The organism is Wolbachia endosymbiont (group A) of Opomyza germinationis (assembly GCF_964264765.1).
Classification (GTDB): Bacteria; Pseudomonadota; Alphaproteobacteria; order Rickettsiales; family Anaplasmataceae; genus Wolbachia; species Wolbachia pipientis.
Genome location: NZ_OZ183482.1, coordinates 115,143 through 130,866, shown reverse-complemented (window position 1 = coordinate 130,866; position 15,724 = coordinate 115,143). Strand labels below are relative to the sequence as shown.

Here is a 15,724-nt window from a genome sequence, read left to right as displayed (position 1 = left end):
ATTACCACCTAAACGCAATTAAATTGAGTAACAAAATTACTCACAATATTAAAAATATCACCTTTTATATCACCATTCATGTCATTTGACAACTTTTTTAAAACCCCAGGGTGTACAGTACGAAAATAATTAACAAGATCATGTTCAAATTTATTAACGTTACTTATTTGTATTTTACTTAACTGATTATACAGGTTAGAAAAAATATACATCAGCACTACTTGCTCTTCTATTGACATAGGTAAATGTTGTTTTTGCTTTAATAACTCAACAAGATATTTACCCTTATTCAAGGATAATTGAACACTAGCATCAAGATCAGAACCAAATTTTGCAAAATCTTCTAATTCTCTATACTGAGCTAAGCTTAGCTTTATAGAACCAGCAACTTTTTTCACAGACTTTAATTGTGCAGCAGAACCAACCCGTGAAACCGACAAACCTATATTTACTGCAGGTCGAAATCCTTTATAAAATAATTCAGACTCAAGAAAGATCTGCCCATCGGTAATTGAAATAACATTTGTTGGCACATATGCGGATACATCACCAGCTTGAGTTTCGACAATTGGCAAAGCAGTTAAAGAACCCTGCCCTTTTTTATCAGACATTTTAGCAGCTCTTTCAAGCAAGCGAGAATGTACATAGAATATATCTCCAGGGTAAGCTTCACGACCAGGAGGACGTCTGAGCAATAAAGACATCTGCCTATATGCCACAGCATGCTTAGATAAATCATCATATATAATCAAACAATGCATTCCATTGTCACGGAAAAATTCCCCAATAGTGCAACCAGCATAAGGTGCTAAAAATTGCATAGGCGCGCAGTCAGATGCACTAGCCACAACTACAGTTGTATACTCTAATGCTCCGCTTTCTTTCAGCTTATTTACCACTTTTGCTACTGTTGAAATTTTTTGCCCAATAGCAACATAAACACAGTAAACTTTTTGATTTTCGTTTACCTCATCGTTAATCTTCTTCTGATTGATAATAGTATCAAGCGCAATAGTAGTTTTACCAATTTGTCTATCACCAATAATTAATTCACGCTGCCCTCTACCTATTGGAATTAGCAAATCTATAATTTTAATTCCTGTTTGCAGTGGCTCATGCACAGACTTACGATCAATAATGCCTGGCGCTTTAGATTCTATATCCATTCTGTTTTTGGCTCTAATTTCCCCACCGTCGTCCATAGGATGGCCCAACGCATTTACAACTCTCCCTAACAATTCATGCCCTACAGGCACCTGCACAACATCACCACTACATTTTACAACGTCCCCTTCTTTCACATCACGGTCATTACCAAGCACAACTATTCCAGCCGTATTATGATCTAAATCGAGAACTATTCCTTCTACACCACTTGCAAAAAATACCTTTTCACCGAATTTTGCTTTTTCCAGCCCATAAACCAATGCGATACCATCTGTTACTGAAATTACTTCACCTATATTTTCCCGCTTTATAGGATTATCAAACGTCTCAACCTTTTCTCTTATTATACTTGCTATCTCAGAAACATTCATACTGTTCTTCATACAAAATTCCTTACTTTTAATATTTCCATTTTACTTAAGTCAACTAACCTATCCAAGTAACTTTTTAGCGAAGCATCGATCAAATTAAAACCATACCTAACTACGAAGCCACCTAGTATAGAAGGGTCAACCACATTGCTTACTTTTATTATTTTACCAAGAAAGCTCAAAGATTCAGTAATTATTTTTATATCAGATTCCTTTAAAGTTTCTGCTGACTTTATAGTAATTTCGAATTCATTTTCATTTTCTCTTGCAAGACTTAAGAATTTTTCTAATATAAGGATCAATAAACTAGAGCGTTTATTTGCAAATATAACCATAATAAATTTTACTAAATTCTCACTCAAGTGCTCATTTATAGAAAGCATCACTTCTTTTTTGTGTGCAAAAGAAATCATAGGATGAGATAGGTACACAAAAACATCACGTTGATCCTTAAAAAAAGCCAACAAAAATTCTACTTCTTTCCTTATAATACCTAACCTGCTTCCTGAGACATGAAATAGCACTCTAGCGTAAGATGAAACTAAATTATTGTATTGGGTCTTTTTCATATTAAATCCAGTAAATCTAAATTAATTCAGCTACAAATCTTTCATTCTTCAATCCAAGCATTTTTTATATAAACAGGTCTTCTCTTTAAGGAAAGAAAATATAAATCATATCTGACTGAATAATCTAAAAAACTAAGGTTTTTACTTAAGAAATACTTAGAAGAATTTATAATAGACTGACATTGAAGATGAGATATCGGTATTTCTTTTCCAAGTAAACTTGTTTTAACTTCTATAAAAATCAGCTCCTTTTTTTTAGATACAATTAAGTCAATTTCACCGAACTTACAACGGTAACGGCGTTTTATAACATTATACCATTTCAGTTTTAAATATACTAAAACTAATAACTCGCCAAAGTAACCTACAAAGTAGCGTAACCTACTTACCACAAGAAGAACAATTATGATAACAATTAACTTTGTGTAACTACTTTGCCTCCTTCTTTATTTTTACTATAAACCTTACCTCTTGCTGCAATATCCCTATCAACCAGTTCTATCACTGCCATTGAAGCGCAATCACCCTTTCGAGTGCTAAATTTTATTATTCTAGAATACCCACCTTTACGATCTTGATAACGGCTGGCTAAGACGTTTAATAACTTATCAACTGCTAACTTACTATTATGAAGGCGTGAAAGCAAAAGTCTTCTACCATGTAAAGTATTCTTATTCTTAGCAATTGTAATAAACTTTTCGACATATGGACGAAGTTCCTTAGCTTTTGGTAAAGTAGTTACAATCTGCTCATGGTTAATTAATGAGATAGATAGATTCTTTAACGTCGATAATCTATGTTCAGTACAACGAGATAGTTTACGTTTTTTTATTCCATGTTTCATATATCACCTAATCTTCATCAGTATGTTGTTTAGCCAACTCATCTATATCCTTAGGTGGCCAGTTTAGCACATTCATACCCAAAGACAAGCCAAAATTAGTCAAAACTGCCTTAATCTCATTCAAAGACTTTCTGCCAAAATTAGCAGTTCTTAACATTTCACCTTCTGTCTTTTGTACAAGATCACCTATATAAGTGATGTTTTCGTTTTTCAGACAGTTATGAGACCTGACAGATAATTCCATTTCATCTACCTTACGCAATAAGACAGGGTCATAACCCAAATCTTTAGCACCACTAGACGAAGAAACCTGCGATTTTTTATAACTTACATCAGAACTAATAAAGGGCTGAAGTTGCTCCTGTAATATTCTTGCAGCAGAGTCAACAGCTTGACTCGGAGAAATTGTACCATCAGTTTCAATTGACAATATCAGCTTATCCTTATCAGTCACTTGGCCAACACGACTGTTCTCTACCCTGTACGAAACCCTGTTGACAGGGCTATACAAAGCATTAACTGGAATAAAACCAATTAAATCCTGTTCACTCATAAGCTTCAAAAGTTCATTTTCTTTATATTTAGTTACAGGAAGATAACCTTTTCCGCTAGCCACATATATGGTCATGTTAAGCTCCACATTTTGCCCCAGCGTACATATTAACAAATCTTTATTAACAATAGAGCATTGATCATCAGTTTCTATCATCCCAGCTAATACCTGGCAAGGCCCTTTAGCGTTTAAATTTAAGCATTTATTAGAAGCACCATTTAATTTACACCTCAACATACCCATATTTAATACTATATCAGTTACGTCTTCTCTCACCCCTTGAATTGAAGTGAACTCATGAGTTACACCTTCAATTTTTATTCCATAAACAGCACTACCTTTAAGAGAAGATAACATTACACGTCTTAATGCATTGCCTAATGTTAAAGCAAAACCACTTTCCAACGGTTCTAGCACTATATCACTTTTTTCACTTGAATCATCTGATATTACCTTAACTGAACTAGGTTTAATCAATTTATCTAAATTGCTACAGAGAGAAACATCATTATTATAATACATAAAACAACCTTTTCAAATATCCTATACTCTTCTTTTTTTTCTTAACCTGCACCCATTATGAGGAATTGCGGTTTTATCTGCAATTGAAGTCACAGTCAACCCACAGCTCTGAAGTGCTTTAACCGCAGCTTCGGTACCAAAGCCAGGGCCGCGAATTATTACAGAGACAACCTTCATACCAAATCTCTCCATTGCGTTCTTCGCAGCAGACTCCGCAGCCTTACCTGCAGCATAAGGTGTGGATTTTCTCGAACCTGAAAAACCACATGCACCCACAGAAGTTTGACATAGCGTATTACCATGAACATCAGTTACATTTACAAAAGTATTATTAAAAGTTGCACGAATATGGACAACACCAGTAATAAACTCCTTCTTACTCTTACTAACCGTTTTGACTTTTTTCATTAAAACTCACAATAATAATAAATTTTATTTTTTCCCAGCAATAGGCAACCGAGATCTACCTTTACGAGTCTTAGCATTAGTATGAGTCCTTTGCCCTCTCACAGGTAAACCTTTTCTATGTCTCACCCCTCTATAGCATCCCATTTCCACTAAAGATTTTATGTTCATAGCCACTTCTTTTCTGAGCTCACCTTCTATAACATAATTTTGTCTAATGAAACCGCTGATCTTTTCTATATCTTCATCTCGTAATTCTGAAACACGTTTGCGCTTATCAACTTCGCAAGCGTGACAAATTACATTCGCAGTAGCAATACCTATACCATATATATAAGTTAATGCAAAAGGAACACATTTCCTCACTGGAATATTCATGCCTGCAATACGTGCCACTGGTACCTCGATACTTTATTAATAACAACTCTTAATTTATACCATAAAACAACTCAGAGTCAAACCAAATTACAAGAAATTTTACTTTCAATCTCTTGCGTTACCTCATCAACACTCAAATTAGCGTCAATTGTTAATAATTTGCCTTTATAATACTCGCGTAAACCTTTCATTTGAAGGTGATATTCACTTATTCTCTTATTAATTGCAGACATATCAGCATCATCAATTCTTTTCTCTAACCTCGTACTTTTACATTTAGCACAAGTAGTACTCTTAAAAGAAGATACACTATATATGCTTTTACAGTCCAAACACGCGAGACGATTTTTTAACCTATCGATTGCAATATTATCGTCAAGCTGCAGCTCAACTACAATGTCAACATCCCTATTATATTTTTCTTGCAAAACTTGAGTCAAAAAATGAGCCTGGTTTAAATTTCTCGGAAAACCATCTAATAAGCAATTATCATCCACTAATGCAAGCTGGTCACGTAATAATCCACATATAATTTCATCTTGAATTAAATTACCAGATTCCACGGTACCCTTTATTTTTTTACCTAACTCACTACTGCTAGATATAATATTCCTTAATAAATCCCCTACTGAAATTAATTTTAAATTATATTTTGCTATTAACAAGCTTGACTGAGTACCTTTACCAGAACCTGGAGGACCAAAAATCGTAATGATCATCTTACTTTCCTCGTTTTAGACTCATATTTCTTTATCCAGTTGTCGTACCTATTTGAAAAAATATAAGATTGTATTTGCATAATAGTATCAGTAATAACGTTCACTATAATCAGTAAGCTCGTCCCACCAAAAATAAATGGTATATCATAATAATATCTCATAACTTCAGGTACAGTACATATGACTACCAAATACGCAGAGCCAATGAATGTCAACTTAAAAACTATATCTTGAAGGTAATCAGAAGTATGTTTCCCAGGCCTTCTACCAGGTATAAAACCACCATTTTTTTTAAGAAAATCTGCGTTTTCCTCTGGATTAAATATAAAATTGGTATAGAAAAAATTAAAAAATACTATCAGCACCAAATAGGCTACAATATATACTACTTTATTTGCCATAAAGTAATTCAAAATAAAATCAGAAAAAGCGTGCCCCTTATAGAAATTTGCAATTGAAATAGGTGTCAATAAAATTGCATTAGCAAAAATGGTTGGTACTACACCAGATAAATTAATCTTCAATGGAATATAAGTAAAATCGTCATTATGTAATCTTTTAAATTGCTTTTTAGGATGTTGAACAATAACCTTTCTATAAGAAGACTCTACAAAAATGACTAAGAGTAGCAGCAAAAAAAACAATACCAAAACAAAAAGGATAATAAATAACGATACGCTACCGTTTTTATTTAACGTTAACAAAGATGACAAAGCGCTGTGTAACTCTGATATTATACCCGTGAAAATGATTAATGAGATACCATTGCCTATACCGCTAGCGCTGATTCGTTCACCAAGCCATATTAAAAGCATAGTTCCACCTAAAAGGCTGAAAACACCTATTGTACGAAACATAACACCAGGTTCGATTACAACCAATACCCCTTCCCTATTCATCCCTTCCAATCCAACCAAAATTGGAATTGATTGAAATACACAAATTACTATGGTCAGATAGCGTATATAAGAATTCATCTTTCTACGGCCTGACTCTCCATCATTCTTAACTTCCTTCATTCCTTTAATCGCAGAAGAAAGTAACTGAATAATGATAGAAGCCATTATATATGGCATAACGTTCAATGCTAGAATTGTCATTCTAGCCAATGCACCACCAGAAAATAAATTAAATACTCCAAAAACGCCTGAGCCATCTTTGGGAAATATATCATTAATTACATCAAGATTAATTCCAGGAATAGGCACATAAGTACCCAAGCGATAGCAAATTAAAGCTATTAGCGTAAAAAATATACGCTTTAATAAATCGCCTTTATATAACAACGTAGGATCCAAGCTATTAAATGCTGATTTATTGCCCATGACTTACGATAGTATTTCCACACTACCACCAACTGAAGCTACAGATTTTTTTGCAGCTTCTGACGCAAAATCAACATGAAACACAAATTTTTCGCTCAACTTACCTTTATTAAGAAGTTTAATTTTATCCTTAATAGACTTTATAAAACCTAATTTATACAGCCTCTCCTTATCTATAACAGAGTCTTTCACTATTTTTTTAGCTTCCATTAAGCGCTGTATATCGCCAACATTAATTATAGAGTATATGCTCCTACGTATAGGCTTAAAACCTCTTTTAGGCAAACGAGTATATATAGACTGTTGTCCACCCTCAAAACCATTTATAGAAACTCCACTTCTAGCCTTCTGCCCTTTATACCCTCTACCGGATGTTTTACCTTTACCACAACCGATACCTCTACCCAGCAACTTAGGCTTCTTTTTCTTAGATAATTTAGTAAATATAGAGTTTAATTTTACAGCATTATTCATACTTTACCTGTTTCCAACTATCTCGCTAATCTTTTTGCCTCTTTTGCTTGCTACCTGACGAGGAGATAACATACTATCAAAAGCCTTAAACACCGCACATATAACGTTATGAGGATTATTTGATCTAGTGGATTTAGCTACCACATCCTTTATACCTAACACCTCAAAAACTGATCTAATCGCTCCACCAGCAATAATACCTGTTCCGGCTCTTGCGGTTCTTAAAACTATCTCACCAGAACAAAATTTAGCTTTAATATCATGATGCAAAGTTCTACCTTCACGCAAGTACACTCTAATCATTGATTTCTTTGCAGCATTTACAGCTTTGACTCTTGCTTCAGCAACTTCTGCGTGCTTACCTATTCCACACCCTACCCTACCCTTCTCATCGCCAACAACAACCAAAATTGAAAATGAAAATCTTCTACCACCTTTGGTAACCGTTGTCACTCTTCGTACCGAAACTAAAAGCTCTGATAAATCATTATTATTTTGTAAATTCTTTATAGCCATATTCAAAACCTTCTAAAATTCAAATCCAGAACTTCTTAAAGCCTCAGCAAATTGAGAAACTAATCCTGTGTATTTATACGCTCCACGATCAAACGTAAGCTGCTGCTCTAATTTCATGCCAGACAGACGCTCAACCATTAAAGAAGAAACCTGTTTTATAGTTTCAGCGTTGACTTTCCCTTTACATACATCCTTAATTTTAGCATCCAAAGTAGAAGCTGAAGTGAGAGTTATTCCTTTTACATCATTAATTAACTGGACATAAAAATGCCTATTAGATTTAAATATGGATATACGTAAACGTTCAGCGCTCTTGTCAAGCTTCGCTCTATTACGTAACTTCCTTTTTTCAGAATTACTTAAAAAATTATACGATCTTTTCATTTTTATTACTTCTTTTTACTTACAACCTTACGCAGCATAAATTTGCCTTTTATTACAACACCCTTACCTTTATAAGGATCATATTTTCTAATTTTGCATATATCAGACGCCACCATATAGACCTTCTGCTTATCCATACCACTAACTACTAAGTGAGTTGGCTTTATGCACTTAATCTCAACATCTTTAGGCACTTTATATTTAACATTATGGCTATAACCAAGATATAAAGTCAAATACTTACCATCACACTCTGCCTTATATCCCACACCGTTAATCTCAAGATTAACAGAAAAACCATCAACCATGCCGTTAATGATATTATTAATATTACTCCTATAAGTGCCCCACATAGGCTTTATTTTATCATAATTATCTTTATCTTGATCAACAGAAAGCAATAGCTGATTATCAATAATCTGACACACAACATCCCTGATCAAGCTAACTTCCTTTTCAGCCTTAGCACTCTTTATTAACATACTACCATTATTATATTCAACTGAAACACCAGCAGGAATATTGATAGGAGCAGCACCTATACGAGACATGAATTTCTCCTATTATTTAAAACACACGACACAAAACTTCTCCACCAACCTTTAATTTATGTGCATTATAATCAGTCATCACTCCTTTGGGTGTCGATATAATAAAAATACCAAGACCATTATATGCTTTAGAAATGTCCTTATACTTAGAATAACGACGACAACCAGGCTTTGACACCCTAACTATGTCACTAATTACAGGTGACTTCTCATAATACTTCAATTTTACAATGAAAGAAGGTAAGTTATCTACAACTTGCTTTTCATAATCAAGGATATACCCTTCCTCTTTTAAAATCTCCAATATAGAAGAATTCATCTTAGAAAATAGTACCCTTGTTGCCCTATGCATTGCCAATTGAGCATTACGTATCCTTGTTAAAAAATCACCAATACTATCAGATAACGCCACAATATACTCCTTATATTATATTTACCAACTAGACTTTGTAACTCCTGGAATTTGCCCAAAAGAACATAAATCACGCAAAACAATTCTACATAAACCAAATTTTCTATATACTCCTCTTGGTCTCCCAGTTAAAGCACACCTATTTCTAATTTTGGTTTTAGAAGAATTTCTAGGCAATTTTTTAATTAATTTATTTTGAGCTGTAAACCTTTCTACAATAGACAAATTCTTATTATTTATTATAGATTTCAATTTTTCTCTTTTTTCTTTATATTGATCGCACAACTTTATTCTGCGAAGATTTCTTTCTATCATAGATTTTTTTGCCATATATTTCTCCTCTCAATTAATCAAAAAAAGGAAATTTAAGAGCCAGTAATAATTCCTTTGCTTCCTTATCACTAACTGCACTTGTTATAATATTAATATCCATACCTCTAATTTTACTTATTTTATCATAGTCTATTTCTAAAAACGAGATATGTTCCTTTATACCAAAGGAAAAATTACCATTACCGTCAAATTGCTTCACACTAAATCCTCTAAAATCTTTTTCCCTTGGCAAAGCAATATATATCAATCTTTCTAAAAACTCATACATTTTATCTCTACGCAAAGTTACTTTGCAACCTACTGTAGCACCTTTTCTGATCTTGAAGCCAGAAATAGATTTTTTTGCAAAAGTTGATAAAGGCTTCTGCCCAGCAATCAAATATAGGCTATCAAGTGGTTCATTTATTGCTTTACTATCTGTAGCAGCATCTCCAACGCCCATATTGATACACACCTTGACAAGTTTAGGCACTTGCATTATATTGCCGTAATTAAACTTATCCTTCAAGGACTTTACTATGCTATCTTTATACAATTCTTTAAACATATCAACCTAATCTATCACTTCTCCAGAAACTTTTGCAAAACGCACTTTTCTACCGTCTATAACCTTAAACCCCACTCTAGTTGGAGTTTTATATTTAGGGTCCAATGTTGCAACGTTGGATATATCAATAGCTAACTCTTTATTTAATATACCACCACTACTACCAGCTTTTGGTTTAGTATGTCTCTTATGCACATTCACTCCAGAAACAATTACTTTCTTTTTAGCATCACGTGCTATAACTTTGATTACCTTACCAATTTTTCCCTTATCTTTACCAGTTAAAACTATAACGTCGTCACCACTTTTTATTTTAGCACTCATTATAAAACCTCAACAGCTAATGACATTATCTTCATAAAAGAACCAGATGATAACTTTTTTACCGGACCAAACACCCGAGTGCCAAGTGGTTCACCTTGATCGTTAATCAAAACTACAGCATTGCTAGAAAAACGAATTACAGAACCATCAGATTTCCTAATAGGGCTTTTCACCCTCACCACAACTGCTCTATATACTTTTCCCTTCTCAACTTTCCCTCTTGGAGTAATAGATTTAGTAGATACAATAACTGTGTCACCTATAGATGCAGACTTTCTACCACCCAATAAACCAATACAAAGCACTGCACGCGCGCCAGAATTATCAGCTACTTCCAACAATGTATTTTTTTGAATCATATAAATATCCTATTCAATGTGAGCTATTAACAATAACCCATTTTTTAGTAGTAGAAATAGGCTTGTGTTCTTGTATTAAAACCTTGTCCCCTTCTTTACAACTATTATTCTCATCATGTGCTGTATACTTCTTGTATTTTTTTATAACCTTTTTATACAGCTCATCCTTATACACTTGTAATACCGAAACCTTTACAGTCTTATCACACTTAGCCTTAGTTACAGTACCACAAAAAACCTTTTTAGGCATTCTTTTCCTCTCTTCTTCTTTTATTTAATGTAGTTAAAATACGAGCTATGCTCTTTCTTATTAAGCTAAAACGCGAAATATTGTTGCACTGGCCCAGCTTCTTTTGAAAAACCAAATTAACAAACTCTTTTCTCAAATTCACAAGAATTTCATGCAATTCTTGCGAGGACCTCGATTCAATGTCAGCTATATCCATTGCAACTCCATTTAATTATGATTAGATACAAATTTACACTTCATAGGAAGCTTAGCAGTTGCCTTTTCAAGCGCCAATCTTGCTAAATGCATGGGAACATCACTGCTAATTTCAAACAACATTCTACCGGGCTTAGCTTTAAATACCCAAAACTCAACACTACCTTTCCCTTTACCCATACGCACATCCGCCGGCTTTTTACTAACAGGGGTATCAGGAAAAATTCTTATCCACACTTTACCAGAGCGTTTTAATGTTCTAGATATTACACGCCTTGCAGTTTCAATATGCTTAGATTGAATCCTACCTGCTTCCATAGCCTTTAGACCATAATCTCCAAAAGATAATGTGCTACCACCTTTCGTGTTACCCTTAATTCGTCCTTTAAATACTTTTTTATATTTACTTTTTTTAGGAATAAACATTTCAATATACCTAATTAGTTACCAATATAAACCCAGACCTTAACTCCTATGATGCCATATATAGTTTTTGCTTCAGCAAAAGCATAATCTATATTAGCACGTAAAGTATGCAAAGGCAAACGGCCTTCTTTATACCACTCAGTACGAGCTATCTCAGCTCCGCCAAGGCGCCCAGAACAACTTACTTTAATACCTCTAGCACCCATCCTCAAACAACTTTGAATAGCTTTTTTCATCGCTCTTCTAAATGAAACCCTTTTTTCTAACTGCTGTGCAATGCTGTTTGATATTAAAACTGCATCTATTTCAGACCTTTTAACCCCTACTACATTCACTTCCACATTATTTTTTACTTTTTCAGCTATCTTTTGCTTTATCTTCTCAATATCCGAGCCTTTCTTACCTATTATCACTCCAGGTCTAGAAGAATGTATTATTACAGATACCAAATCGATCGTACGCTCTATAATTACTTTAGAAACACCAGCATGCTTAAAAGATTCATTTATATAACTGCGAATAGATAAATCTTGATGCAACCCTTGTTTATAACCCTTCTCAGCATACCAAATAGATGACCAAGTATTAATTATTTTTAACCTAAATCCTTTAGGATTAACGTTTCCCATATTTTTGCACTTTCCTTATTAATTTTCTATTTTTATGAATCATATAATTTCCCCCAATTTTACAGTTATATTACTATAACGTTTACTAACTCTATTAGCTCTACCCATAGCTTTTGGACATACCCTACGCAAAGTAAGAGACTTACCTATTAAAATTTCTTTTATATATAAATTATCGATATCCAATCCATAATTTTGAGCATTAGCAATCGCAGAATTTAATACCTTCCTTATAAGACCTGCAGCTTTCTTTTCACAAAATCTTAATTGCACAGTGGCAAAAGAAACTTTTTTATTACGTACTAAACCAGCAACCAAATTCAATTTACGAGGAGTTGATTTTAAAACCCTAGAACCAGCTTTAACTATTACATCTCTGTTTTTCATATCAATTACCTTCTTGTCGCCTTTTTATCACCACTATGCCCAGTAAATTTACGAGTGGGTGAAAACTCACCAAACTTATGACCTATCATATTCTGATCATTAACATTCACAGGAATGTAATCCTTACCATTATAAACAGCAAACTTTAAACCTAAACAATTAGGAAGAATTACAGAAGCCCTGGAATGAACTTTTATAGCCATGTTAACAAACCCCTTGTTTAAAGCATTATTCACCGACTTTAATATAGAAGGATGACAAAAAGGAGGCTTCCATGCAGATCTACTCATAAACTAACCTTTCAATTGTTTTATATACTTATCACTAGATTTATTTCTCCTTCGAGTTTTCTTTCCTTTTGTTGCAACACCCCAAGGAGTAACAGGATGACGACCACCAGAGGTTTTTCCTTCCCCGCCTCCATGAGGATGGTCAACTGGATTCATTGCAACTCCACGTACAGTAGGTCTAATCCCAAGCCACCTACTTCTCCCAGCTTTACCCAACTTTCTATTCTTATGGTCAGGGTTAGATACTACACCAATAGTAGCCTTGCAAGAAGATAAAATCAACCTAATTTGACCAGACCTGAGTCGTAATAAAACATATTGGCCATCACGACCAACGATTTGTGCATAACAACCAGCAGCTCTAGCAATCGCAGCACCATTACCTGGCTTCAGCTCAACATTATGAACGAAAGAACCAACAGGTATATGCTTGAGTAGTAAACAATTCCCTGGCAAAATATCAGCATCATTCCCAGCTGTAACAACATCACCTGGCTTCATACCTTGAGGAGCTAATATATAAGACTTAATATCATCTTCCTTATATGATATTAACGCCAAAAACCCACTTCTATTTGGGTCATACTCTATTTTTTCAACTATACCTTGACCACTTCTATTACGCTTAAAATCTATCACTCTATACTTCTTTTTGTGACCACCACCCCTATGACGAGTTGTAATTCTACCATGATTATTTCTTCCACCACTGGACTTTTTACCGGATGTAAGAGACTTTTCTGGCTCATCTTTTGATAAACCAACTTTACTTACTAACACAGTCCCACGAGAAGACGGAGTAACAGGATTAAAAAATTTCATACCCATACTAAACGCTCATTATATCTAATTTTTGACCATCCATCAAAGAAAAATAAACTTTCTTTTTCTGTTTTTCACAACCAACCACACCCCTAAAACGCCTATATTTAGGCTTAATTCTAACAACATTTATAGAAGAAATTTTAACATCAAATAGAGACTCTATTGCCAACTTTATTTGACGCTTATTTACATTTACAAAAACATACAAAGAATATTTATTAAACTTCTCCCTCAAAAAAGAGGCCTTTTCTGTAATTATAGAAGATTTTATTATATTATTATATTTGATCATAACAATCTACCTTCAAGATGCTTTAAAGTATCCTTTGTCAACATCACGCATTCGTGATTCAATATATCAAAAACATTTAACCCAATAGGTTTGATTAAGTCTACATAGTGCAAGTTTTTAGCCGCACGCAACAAATCATCTCCATAATCACCAACTATCAAAAAGGAAGAAAATTTAAAATTTTTAATACATTTACACATTTCAGACGTTTTCTTCACATCAATATTTAAATTATCCAGAATAATTACTTGATTATTTAAATACTTTAGAGATAAAGCAATTTTTAAACCAAATTTGCGTACCTTCTTATTAAGAGAATAAGTATGACTCCTCACAACAGGGCCGAAAATAATCCCACCACCTCTAAATTGAGGAGATCGCAAGCTCCCTTGTCTTGCCCTACCGGTACGTTTTTGACCATAAGGTTTAGCTGTTGTACCAGAGACATCACTAATACCTTTTGTTTTATGAGTACCAGCTCTTCTCTTCGCTAATTGCCATCTCACTATATCATGCAAAATACTCAATTTTTGCTTAGCAGAAAATATCAAAGGATTGAGCTGAGCAGTACCTACATTATCATTAGATAGATTAACTAAATTACATTCCATAACTAACTTACCAAATTACTAGCATCATCATTTACATCTAACAGTAAACCTACCGGAAAAGGAACATCTTTATGTAAAGATTTTTTAACTGCATCTCTTACAAAAACATAGGAATTTTTAAACCCAGGAACATTATTACCCTTCACAGCAATTATACTATTTTCATGATCAATGGATAATATCTTCATATTTTGTGCAGTTATCCTGCTGTTACCTAAATGACCAGCCATTTTCTTTCCTTTGAATACTCTACCAGGATCCTGACATTGGCCAGTGGAACCTTGTGATCTGTGAGCAATAGAAACACCATGAGATGCCCTAAGCCCACTGAAATTATGCCGCTTCATCACACCAGCAAATCCTTTACCTATAGAATAACCCGTAATATCAAGATATTGACCAACCACAAAATGATTGATTCCCACTTTTTTACCACATTCTATTCCCGACAGGTCATTTAATCTACTTTCGTATAACTTACATTTATTATTTATACCCTTTTTCTTTAAATATTCCAACTGAGGTTTTGCTATATTTTTAAAATCTCCTGTGCCTAAAATGACTGAATTATAGCCACATTTATCTTGTCCTTTTATATCAATAATATGAGTTTCGCTGAGATGCAATAAAGTTACAGCCATGCGACTATTGTCAGAATACATAGCAGTATGACCAATATTCATCATTAGTAAACCAATTCTCCTCAGCGAATTTATTCTCTTCATTTCCTTCTCCTAAACCTTAACTTCCTTGACTTTTAAATCCACTTCTACGCCAGCAGAAAAAGATAAACCTGTAAGCATCTGCATCATAGTAGGAGTAAGATCATGTAAAACAATCAAACGCCTAGAAGTTCTCATTTCAAACTGTTCACGAGATTTTTTATCAACGTGAGGAGATCTATTAACAATAAATTTAGAATCTTTCCTTGGCAACGCAATCGGACCAGATAATTTTGCACTGGACCGCTTTAATTCATCAACAAATTTTCGAACACACTCCTCCAATAAAGAACAATCGAAAGCCTTAATGTTAATATATATATCTTGCTTCATCTTAGTTACTA

29 protein-coding genes are annotated in these 15,724 nt (G+C 33.9%); all 29 read right to left on the bottom strand.

The window, feature by feature from the left end; translation table 11 throughout:
• Positions 1–8: 8 nt before the first annotated feature.
• From atpA to rpsJ, 29 genes are read right to left on the bottom strand one after another with little or no spacing between them, the layout of a single operon-like run.
• Positions 9–1,550 (bottom strand): F0F1 ATP synthase subunit alpha, encoded by a 1,542-nt coding sequence (gene atpA, locus ACFEL3_RS00720; protein WP_038198926.1) that lies wholly within the window; start codon positions 1,548–1,550, stop codon positions 9–11.
• The gene (gene atpH / locus ACFEL3_RS00715; protein WP_010962742.1) at positions 1,547–2,107 is read right to left on the bottom strand and encodes an ATP synthase F1 subunit delta; all 561 of its coding nucleotides are present in this window, start codon (positions 2,105–2,107) and stop codon (positions 1,547–1,549) included. The genes atpA and atpH overlap by 4 nt, the downstream gene beginning before the upstream one ends.
• Positions 2,108–2,148: 41 nt before the next feature.
• On the bottom strand, positions 2,149–2,499 hold the full coding sequence (locus tag ACFEL3_RS00710; RefSeq protein ID WP_012673177.1) for a YraN family protein: 351 nt from the start codon (positions 2,497–2,499) through the stop codon (positions 2,149–2,151).
• 23 nt (positions 2,500–2,522) lie between these two features.
• On the bottom strand, positions 2,523–2,951 hold the full coding sequence (gene rplQ / locus ACFEL3_RS00705; protein ID WP_007550873.1) for a 50S ribosomal protein L17: 429 nt from the start codon (positions 2,949–2,951) through the stop codon (positions 2,523–2,525).
• A gap of 7 nt (positions 2,952–2,958) precedes the next feature.
• The gene (locus tag ACFEL3_RS00700) at positions 2,959–4,026 is read right to left on the bottom strand and encodes a DNA-directed RNA polymerase subunit alpha (RefSeq protein ID WP_012673178.1); all 1,068 of its coding nucleotides are present in this window, start codon (positions 4,024–4,026) and stop codon (positions 2,959–2,961) included.
• 21 nt (positions 4,027–4,047) lie between these two features.
• Entirely contained in the window at positions 4,048–4,434 is a 387-nt protein-coding gene (rpsK, locus tag ACFEL3_RS00695) for a 30S ribosomal protein S11 (RefSeq protein WP_015589137.1), read from the bottom strand.
• Positions 4,435–4,458: 24 nt separating this feature from the next.
• A complete protein-coding gene (gene rpsM, locus ACFEL3_RS00690; RefSeq protein ID WP_265018040.1) occupies positions 4,459–4,827 on the bottom strand; it encodes a 30S ribosomal protein S13 in 369 nt (122 codons plus the stop codon).
• A 59-nt stretch (positions 4,828–4,886) separates the two neighbouring features.
• Entirely contained in the window at positions 4,887–5,528 is a 642-nt protein-coding gene (locus tag ACFEL3_RS00685) for an adenylate kinase family protein (protein ID WP_007550178.1), read from the bottom strand.
• On the bottom strand, positions 5,525–6,853 hold the full coding sequence (secY, locus tag ACFEL3_RS00680; RefSeq protein WP_010962747.1) for a preprotein translocase subunit SecY: 1,329 nt from the start codon (positions 6,851–6,853) through the stop codon (positions 5,525–5,527). Before secY ends, ACFEL3_RS00685 begins: the two co-directional genes overlap by 4 nt.
• A 3-nt stretch (positions 6,854–6,856) precedes the next feature.
• Positions 6,857–7,327 carry a 50S ribosomal protein L15 gene (gene rplO / locus ACFEL3_RS00675; RefSeq protein WP_265018039.1) on the bottom strand — a complete coding sequence of 157 codons (471 nt, stop codon included), beginning with the start codon at positions 7,325–7,327 and terminating at the stop codon, positions 6,857–6,859.
• 3 nt (positions 7,328–7,330) lie between these two features.
• Complete coding sequence (gene rpsE / locus ACFEL3_RS00670; RefSeq protein WP_010962748.1) at positions 7,331–7,843, bottom strand: 30S ribosomal protein S5; 513 nt, start codon at positions 7,841–7,843, stop codon at positions 7,331–7,333.
• Positions 7,844–7,855: 12 nt separating this feature from the next.
• A complete protein-coding gene (gene rplR / locus ACFEL3_RS00665) occupies positions 7,856–8,227 on the bottom strand; it encodes a 50S ribosomal protein L18 (protein WP_006279867.1) in 372 nt (123 codons plus the stop codon).
• A gap of 5 nt (positions 8,228–8,232) precedes the next feature.
• Entirely contained in the window at positions 8,233–8,778 is a 546-nt protein-coding gene (gene rplF, locus ACFEL3_RS00660; protein ID WP_007551152.1) for a 50S ribosomal protein L6, read from the bottom strand.
• A 16-nt stretch (positions 8,779–8,794) separates the two neighbouring features.
• Positions 8,795–9,190, bottom strand: coding sequence for a 30S ribosomal protein S8 (gene rpsH, locus ACFEL3_RS00655; protein WP_007551150.1), 396 nt, complete (start codon positions 9,188–9,190; stop codon positions 8,795–8,797).
• Positions 9,191–9,211: 21 nt separating this feature from the next.
• Positions 9,212–9,520 carry a 30S ribosomal protein S14 gene (gene rpsN, locus ACFEL3_RS00650; RefSeq protein WP_006279345.1) on the bottom strand — a complete coding sequence of 103 codons (309 nt, stop codon included), beginning with the start codon at positions 9,518–9,520 and terminating at the stop codon, positions 9,212–9,214.
• Positions 9,521–9,536: 16 nt separating this feature from the next.
• On the bottom strand, positions 9,537–10,070 hold the full coding sequence (gene rplE, locus ACFEL3_RS00645; protein ID WP_010962750.1) for a 50S ribosomal protein L5: 534 nt from the start codon (positions 10,068–10,070) through the stop codon (positions 9,537–9,539).
• 6 nt (positions 10,071–10,076) lie between these two features.
• Positions 10,077–10,394, bottom strand: a complete 318-nt coding sequence (rplX, locus tag ACFEL3_RS00640; protein WP_006279347.1) for a 50S ribosomal protein L24 — start codon at positions 10,392–10,394, stop codon at positions 10,077–10,079.
• Positions 10,394–10,753, bottom strand: coding sequence for a 50S ribosomal protein L14 (gene rplN, locus ACFEL3_RS00635; RefSeq protein ID WP_006279348.1), 360 nt, complete (start codon positions 10,751–10,753; stop codon positions 10,394–10,396). Before rplN ends, rplX begins: the two co-directional genes overlap by 1 nt.
• A 13-nt stretch (positions 10,754–10,766) precedes the next feature.
• A complete protein-coding gene (rpsQ, locus tag ACFEL3_RS00630) occupies positions 10,767–11,003 on the bottom strand; it encodes a 30S ribosomal protein S17 (RefSeq protein WP_007549925.1) in 237 nt (78 codons plus the stop codon).
• A complete protein-coding gene (rpmC, locus tag ACFEL3_RS00625; RefSeq protein ID WP_006279350.1) occupies positions 10,996–11,199 on the bottom strand; it encodes a 50S ribosomal protein L29 in 204 nt (67 codons plus the stop codon). The genes rpsQ and rpmC overlap by 8 nt, the downstream gene beginning before the upstream one ends.
• Before the next feature lie 11 nt (positions 11,200–11,210).
• Positions 11,211–11,624, bottom strand: coding sequence for a 50S ribosomal protein L16 (rplP, locus tag ACFEL3_RS00620; protein ID WP_010962752.1), 414 nt, complete (start codon positions 11,622–11,624; stop codon positions 11,211–11,213).
• Positions 11,625–11,638: 14 nt separating this feature from the next.
• A complete protein-coding gene (gene rpsC / locus ACFEL3_RS00615) occupies positions 11,639–12,253 on the bottom strand; it encodes a 30S ribosomal protein S3 (RefSeq protein WP_010962753.1) in 615 nt (204 codons plus the stop codon).
• Positions 12,254–12,292: 39 nt separating this feature from the next.
• Positions 12,293–12,640 (bottom strand): 50S ribosomal protein L22, encoded by a 348-nt coding sequence (rplV, locus tag ACFEL3_RS00610; RefSeq protein WP_007549821.1) that lies wholly within the window; start codon positions 12,638–12,640, stop codon positions 12,293–12,295.
• A 5-nt stretch (positions 12,641–12,645) separates the two neighbouring features.
• The gene (rpsS, locus tag ACFEL3_RS00605; protein WP_006279181.1) at positions 12,646–12,930 is read right to left on the bottom strand and encodes a 30S ribosomal protein S19; all 285 of its coding nucleotides are present in this window, start codon (positions 12,928–12,930) and stop codon (positions 12,646–12,648) included.
• Between the two features lie 3 nt (positions 12,931–12,933).
• Positions 12,934–13,758 (bottom strand): 50S ribosomal protein L2, encoded by an 825-nt coding sequence (gene rplB, locus ACFEL3_RS00600; protein ID WP_015589143.1) that lies wholly within the window; start codon positions 13,756–13,758, stop codon positions 12,934–12,936.
• A gap of 1 nt (position 13,759) precedes the next feature.
• The gene (locus ACFEL3_RS00595) at positions 13,760–14,047 is read right to left on the bottom strand and encodes a 50S ribosomal protein L23 (RefSeq protein ID WP_010962755.1); all 288 of its coding nucleotides are present in this window, start codon (positions 14,045–14,047) and stop codon (positions 13,760–13,762) included.
• The gene (rplD, locus tag ACFEL3_RS00590) at positions 14,044–14,658 is read right to left on the bottom strand and encodes a 50S ribosomal protein L4 (protein ID WP_012673183.1); all 615 of its coding nucleotides are present in this window, start codon (positions 14,656–14,658) and stop codon (positions 14,044–14,046) included. Before rplD ends, ACFEL3_RS00595 begins: the two co-directional genes overlap by 4 nt.
• Before the next feature lie 2 nt (positions 14,659–14,660).
• Positions 14,661–15,383 (bottom strand): 50S ribosomal protein L3, encoded by a 723-nt coding sequence (gene rplC, locus ACFEL3_RS00585; protein WP_010962757.1) that lies wholly within the window; start codon positions 15,381–15,383, stop codon positions 14,661–14,663.
• 9 nt (positions 15,384–15,392) lie between these two features.
• On the bottom strand, positions 15,393–15,713 hold the full coding sequence (gene rpsJ, locus ACFEL3_RS00580; protein WP_012673184.1) for a 30S ribosomal protein S10: 321 nt from the start codon (positions 15,711–15,713) through the stop codon (positions 15,393–15,395).
• Positions 15,714–15,724: the final 11 nt, after the last annotated feature.

Excerpts from the sequence above, each read along its gene's own strand:
- atpA (WP_038198926.1), bottom strand. The coding sequence starts at position 1,550 with ATGAAGAACAGTATGAATGTTTCTGAGATAGCAAGTATAATAAGAGAA.
- atpH (WP_010962742.1), bottom strand. The coding sequence starts at position 2,107 with ATGAAAAAGACCCAATACAATAATTTAGTTTCATCTTACGCTAGAGTG.
- rplQ (WP_007550873.1), bottom strand. The coding sequence starts at position 2,951 with ATGAAACATGGAATAAAAAAACGTAAACTATCTCGTTGTACTGAACAT.
- ACFEL3_RS00700 (WP_012673178.1), bottom strand. The coding sequence starts at position 4,026 with ATGTATTATAATAATGATGTTTCTCTCTGTAGCAATTTAGATAAATTG.
- rpsK (WP_015589137.1), bottom strand. The coding sequence starts at position 4,434 with ATGAAAAAAGTCAAAACGGTTAGTAAGAGTAAGAAGGAGTTTATTACT.
- ACFEL3_RS00685 (WP_007550178.1), bottom strand. The coding sequence starts at position 5,528 with ATGATCATTACGATTTTTGGTCCTCCAGGTTCTGGTAAAGGTACTCAG.
- secY (WP_010962747.1), bottom strand. The coding sequence starts at position 6,853 with ATGGGCAATAAATCAGCATTTAATAGCTTGGATCCTACGTTGTTATAT.
- rplO (WP_265018039.1), bottom strand. The coding sequence starts at position 7,327 with ATGAATAATGCTGTAAAATTAAACTCTATATTTACTAAATTATCTAAG.
- rpsE (WP_010962748.1), bottom strand. The coding sequence starts at position 7,843 with ATGGCTATAAAGAATTTACAAAATAATAATGATTTATCAGAGCTTTTA.
- rplR (WP_006279867.1), bottom strand. The coding sequence starts at position 8,227 with ATGAAAAGATCGTATAATTTTTTAAGTAATTCTGAAAAAAGGAAGTTA.
- rplF (WP_007551152.1), bottom strand. The coding sequence starts at position 8,778 with ATGTCTCGTATAGGTGCTGCTCCTATCAATATTCCTGCTGGTGTTTCA.
- rpsN (WP_006279345.1), bottom strand. The coding sequence starts at position 9,520 with ATGGCAAAAAAATCTATGATAGAAAGAAATCTTCGCAGAATAAAGTTG.
- rplE (WP_010962750.1), bottom strand. The coding sequence starts at position 10,070 with ATGTTTAAAGAATTGTATAAAGATAGCATAGTAAAGTCCTTGAAGGAT.
- rplX (WP_006279347.1), bottom strand. The coding sequence starts at position 10,394 with ATGAGTGCTAAAATAAAAAGTGGTGACGACGTTATAGTTTTAACTGGT.
- rplN (WP_006279348.1), bottom strand. The coding sequence starts at position 10,753 with ATGATTCAAAAAAATACATTGTTGGAAGTAGCTGATAATTCTGGCGCG.
- rpsQ (WP_007549925.1), bottom strand. The coding sequence starts at position 11,003 with ATGCCTAAAAAGGTTTTTTGTGGTACTGTAACTAAGGCTAAGTGTGAT.
- rpmC (WP_006279350.1), bottom strand. The coding sequence starts at position 11,199 with ATGGATATAGCTGACATTGAATCGAGGTCCTCGCAAGAATTGCATGAA.
- rplP (WP_010962752.1), bottom strand. The coding sequence starts at position 11,624 with ATGTTTATTCCTAAAAAAAGTAAATATAAAAAAGTATTTAAAGGACGA.
- rpsC (WP_010962753.1), bottom strand. The coding sequence starts at position 12,253 with ATGGGAAACGTTAATCCTAAAGGATTTAGGTTAAAAATAATTAATACT.
- rplV (WP_007549821.1), bottom strand. The coding sequence starts at position 12,640 with ATGAAAAACAGAGATGTAATAGTTAAAGCTGGTTCTAGGGTTTTAAAA.
- rpsS (WP_006279181.1), bottom strand. The coding sequence starts at position 12,930 with ATGAGTAGATCTGCATGGAAGCCTCCTTTTTGTCATCCTTCTATATTA.
- rplB (WP_015589143.1), bottom strand. The coding sequence starts at position 13,758 with ATGGGTATGAAATTTTTTAATCCTGTTACTCCGTCTTCTCGTGGGACT.
- ACFEL3_RS00595 (WP_010962755.1), bottom strand. The coding sequence starts at position 14,047 with ATGATCAAATATAATAATATAATAAAATCTTCTATAATTACAGAAAAG.
- rplD (WP_012673183.1), bottom strand. The coding sequence starts at position 14,658 with ATGGAATGTAATTTAGTTAATCTATCTAATGATAATGTAGGTACTGCT.
- rplC (WP_010962757.1), bottom strand. The coding sequence starts at position 15,383 with ATGAAGAGAATAAATTCGCTGAGGAGAATTGGTTTACTAATGATGAAT.
- rpsJ (WP_012673184.1), bottom strand. The coding sequence starts at position 15,713 with ATGAAGCAAGATATATATATTAACATTAAGGCTTTCGATTGTTCTTTA.